The sequence below is a fragment of the Streptomyces sp. CO7 genome (genome assembly GCF_053474865.1).
Genome location: NZ_JBRIOU010000014.1, coordinates 19,483 through 23,149 on the forward strand (window position 1 = coordinate 19,483; position 3,667 = coordinate 23,149).

Here is a 3,667-nt window from a genome sequence, read left to right on the forward strand (position 1 = left end):
CCGCAGGACGTTGCAGCGCCGCACGACTCCGCCGAGGTGCCGTCGCACGACTCCGCGGGGGCGCCCACCGCCGCGCCCCCGTCCGACGAGGCCCCGGTGGCGGCCGCCGCCGCACCTGCCGCCGCGCCTGCGCCCGACGGCGCGCGGTCTCCCGCGGCCCCGCCGGCGCGGGACGGAGACTCCGCGCCCGCGGCGGACCCCGACACGTTCACCGTGCGGCTCACGAACTTCGAGGGGCCCTTCGACCTCCTGCTGCAGCTGATCTCCCGGCACAAGCTGGACGTCACCGAGGTGGCGCTGTCCCAGGTGACCGACGAGTTCATGGCCCACATCCGCTCCCGCGGCGACGACTGGGACCTGGACCGCACCACCGAGTTCCTGGTCGTCGCGGCCACCCTGCTGGACCTCAAGGCGGCCCGCCTGCTGCCCGCCGCGGAGGTGGAGGACGAGGCCGACCTCGCCCTGCTGGAGGCCCGCGACCTGCTCTTCGCCCGGCTGCTCCAGTACCGCGCGTACAAGCAGATCGCCGACATCTTCAGCGCCCGCCTGGAGGACGAGGCCCGCCGCCACCCCCGCACCGTGGGCCTCGAGCCGCACCACGCCGAGCTGCTGCCCGACGTGGTCCTCAGCATCGGCCCCGAGGGATTCGCCCGGCTCGCGGTCAAGGCGATGCAGCCCAAGCCCCCGCCGCAGGTGTACGTCGACCACATCCACGCCCCGCTGGTGAGCGTGCGCGAACAGGCGGCCGTCGTGCTGACCCGGCTGCGCGAGCTGGGCGAGGCCACCTTCCGCACCCTGGTGGAGGACACCGACGACACCCTCACCGTCGTCGCCCGCTTCCTCGCGCTGCTCGAGCTCTACCGGGAGAAGGCGGTCGCCCTGGAACAGGAGACCGCCCTCGGCGAGCTGCTGGTCCGCTGGACCGGCACCGAGGACGGCCCCCGCCCGGTCGTCACCGACGAGTTCGACCGCCCGGCTGCCGAGGCCGCGGCCGACAGGACGAAGGCAGACACGACGAAGGAGGAGCGCGCATGAGCGCCGTCGAGCACCCCGCCGCACCCGACGACGCCGTCGCGGGCCTCGACCTCAAGCCCGCCCTGGAGGCCGTGCTGATGGTCGTCGACGAGCCCGCGGCCGAGGAACACCTCGCCAAGGTGCTCCAGCGCCCCCGCCGGGCCGTCGCCGACGCCCTGCGTGAACTGGCCGACGAGTACACCGTGCAGGGCCGCGGCTTCGAGCTGCGCAAGGTCGCCGGCGGCTGGCGGTTCTACACCCGGCCCGAGTACTCCGCCGCCGTGGACGCGCTGGTCCTGGACGGGCGGACCGCCCGCATCACCCAGGCCGCCCTGGAGACCCTCGCGGTCGTCGCCTACCGGCAGCCGGTCAGCCGCTCACGGGTCTCCGCGGTGCGCGGAGTGAACTGCGACGGCGTCATGCGCACCCTCCTCCAGAGGGGTCTGGTCGAGGAGGCGGGCACGGAACCCGAAACAGGTGCGATCCTGTACAGGACGACGAACTACTTTCTGGAGCGGATGGGCCTGCGCGGTCTGGACGAGCTCCCCGAGCTCGCGCCCTTCGTCCCGGAGGCGGAGACGATCGAGGCCGAGAGCCAGGAAGGGGTTCCGTCGTTCGACCCGGACGCACCCGATGCGCCGGGAGCAGACGACGCAGACGACCAGACGGAATTTTGATGCGAAGCAGCGGCAGCGGCAAGAGCGGCGGGCGCGGGAACTCCCGTGGCGCCGGCAACGACAGGGACCAGAAGCAGGGGCAGGGCCGCCCCCGCAAGCCCCGCCCCGAGGAGCGCCGCTACGACGTGGGTCCCGGGGCGACCAAGGACGGCCCGAAGGCCGGTCGTGGCGGCGCCTCCGGCGCGCGTGGCGCGAAGTCGGGCGGCGGCCGCGGCGGGCGCACCCAGCCCGCGACCTCCCGTGAGTACGACGCGCGGATCGAGGAGCGCAACCGGGAGCGGTACGCGGGCAAGAAGGACGTCAAGCTGCCCAAGACCTTCCCCGGCGCCGAGCAGGAGGGCGAGCGCCTGCAGAAGGTGCTGGCCCGCGCCGGCTACGGCTCCCGCCGGGCCTGCGAGGAGCTGATCGAGCAGGCGCGCGTCGAGGTCAACGGCGAGATCGTCCTCGAGCAGGGCAAGCGGGTCGACCCGGAGAAGGACGAGGTCAAGGTCGACGGCCTGACCGTGGCCACGCAGTCCTACCAGTTCTTCGCGCTCAACAAGCCGGCCGGCGTGGTCTCCACCATGGAGGACCCCGAGGGCCGCCAGTGCCTGGGCGACTACGTCACGAACCGGGACACCCGGCTCTTCCACGTGGGCCGCCTGGACACCGAGACCGAGGGCGTCATCCTGCTCACCAACCACGGCGAGCTGGCCCACCGGCTGACCCACCCGAAGTACGGCGTGAAGAAGATCTACCTCGCGCACATCATCGGCCCGATCCCGCGCGACCTGGGCAAGCAGCTCAAGGACGGCATCCAGCTCGAGGACGGGTACGCCCGCGCCGACCACTTCCGCGTGGTCGAGCAGACCGGCAAGCACTACATGGTCGAGGTGACCCTCCACGAGGGCCGCAAGCACATCGTGCGGCGCATGCTGGCCGAGGCCGGCTTCCCGGTGGAGAGCCTGGTGCGCACCGCCTTCGGCCCGATCACCCTGGGCGACCAGAAGTCGGGCTGGCTGCGGCGGCTGTCGAACACCGAGGTCGGCATGCTGATGCGCGAGGTCGATCTCTAGAAAGTCCCTCCAGAAGTTACTTGTGCCGTGGAGCGAACCCTCTTATCGTCAATGTGACGCATAAGGGGGTTCCTTCATGACCACGACCAAGAACGCCGCCACCGGGACGCTGATCGGCCTGGCGCTGGGGGACGCGCTCGGCTTCCCGACCGAGTTCAGCAGCGTGCCGCAGATCCTCGAGAAGTGCGGCCCGTGGCGGGAGATGGAACTGCCCACGCCGGCGATCGTCACCGACGACACCCAGATGACGCTGGCCCTCGGCCGGGGGCTGCGCACCGCCATGGAGCACGGGCGGCTCGGGCCGAAGGCGATGGAGGGGCCGGTGCGCGAGGAGTTCGTCGCGTGGAACCGCTCCCCGGAGAACAACCGGGCGCCGGGAAACACCTGCATCACCGCCTGCGAGCTGCTGGCGGCGGAGGGCCTGGCCTGGCAGGACGCCGGCCAGATCCACTCCAAGGGGTGCGGGGCCAACATGCGGGTCGCGCCGGTGGGCCTGATCCCCGGGCTCACCGACGAGGAGCGGGCCGGCGCGGCGCAGCTCCAGTCCGCCCTCACCCACGGCCACCCGACGGCGCTCGCCGCCTCCGACCTCACCGCCCACGCGGTCCGGCTGCTCGCCCAGGGCGCGGACCCCACCGCCCTGGTGGGGCTGCTGCGGTCCTACGCGCTCGACAACCGGGACGTCTACCACGAGCGGTGGCTGGGCGACCTGTGGCTGCGGTCGCAGGACCCCACGCCGGTGCACTTCGTCCGGCGGGGCTGGGACGACTGCCTGGCGGTCCTGGACCGGCTGCGGGAGGCGGTCGGCTCCGTCTCGCCGGAGACCGACCCGTGCCTGGTCACGGGGGAGGGGTGGATCGCGGAGGAGGCGATGGCGACCGGCCTGCTGTGCTTCCTCCTCTTCCCCGACGAGCCCCTGAC

General features: G+C 72.7%; 4 protein-coding genes. All 4 read left to right on the forward strand.

The window, feature by feature from the left end; genetic code table 11:
* Positions 1–1,035, forward strand: a 1,035-nt coding sequence (locus ACOV8S_RS30455) for a segregation and condensation protein A (RefSeq protein ID WP_448321714.1), incomplete at its 5' end; no start/stop codon positions are given.
* Positions 1,032–1,691 carry an SMC-Scp complex subunit ScpB gene (gene scpB / locus ACOV8S_RS30460; RefSeq protein ID WP_448321715.1) on the forward strand — a complete coding sequence of 220 codons (660 nt, stop codon included), beginning with the start codon at positions 1,032–1,034 and terminating at the stop codon, positions 1,689–1,691. The genes ACOV8S_RS30455 and scpB, both read left to right, overlap by 4 nt.
* Positions 1,691–2,746, forward strand: coding sequence for a pseudouridine synthase (locus ACOV8S_RS30465; protein WP_351112718.1), 1,056 nt, complete (start codon positions 1,691–1,693; stop codon positions 2,744–2,746). Before scpB ends, ACOV8S_RS30465 begins: the two co-directional genes overlap by 1 nt.
* Before the next feature lie 76 nt (positions 2,747–2,822).
* The coding region (locus ACOV8S_RS30470) for an ADP-ribosylglycohydrolase family protein (protein WP_448321716.1) at positions 2,823–3,667 on the forward strand (845 nt) is incomplete at its 3' end.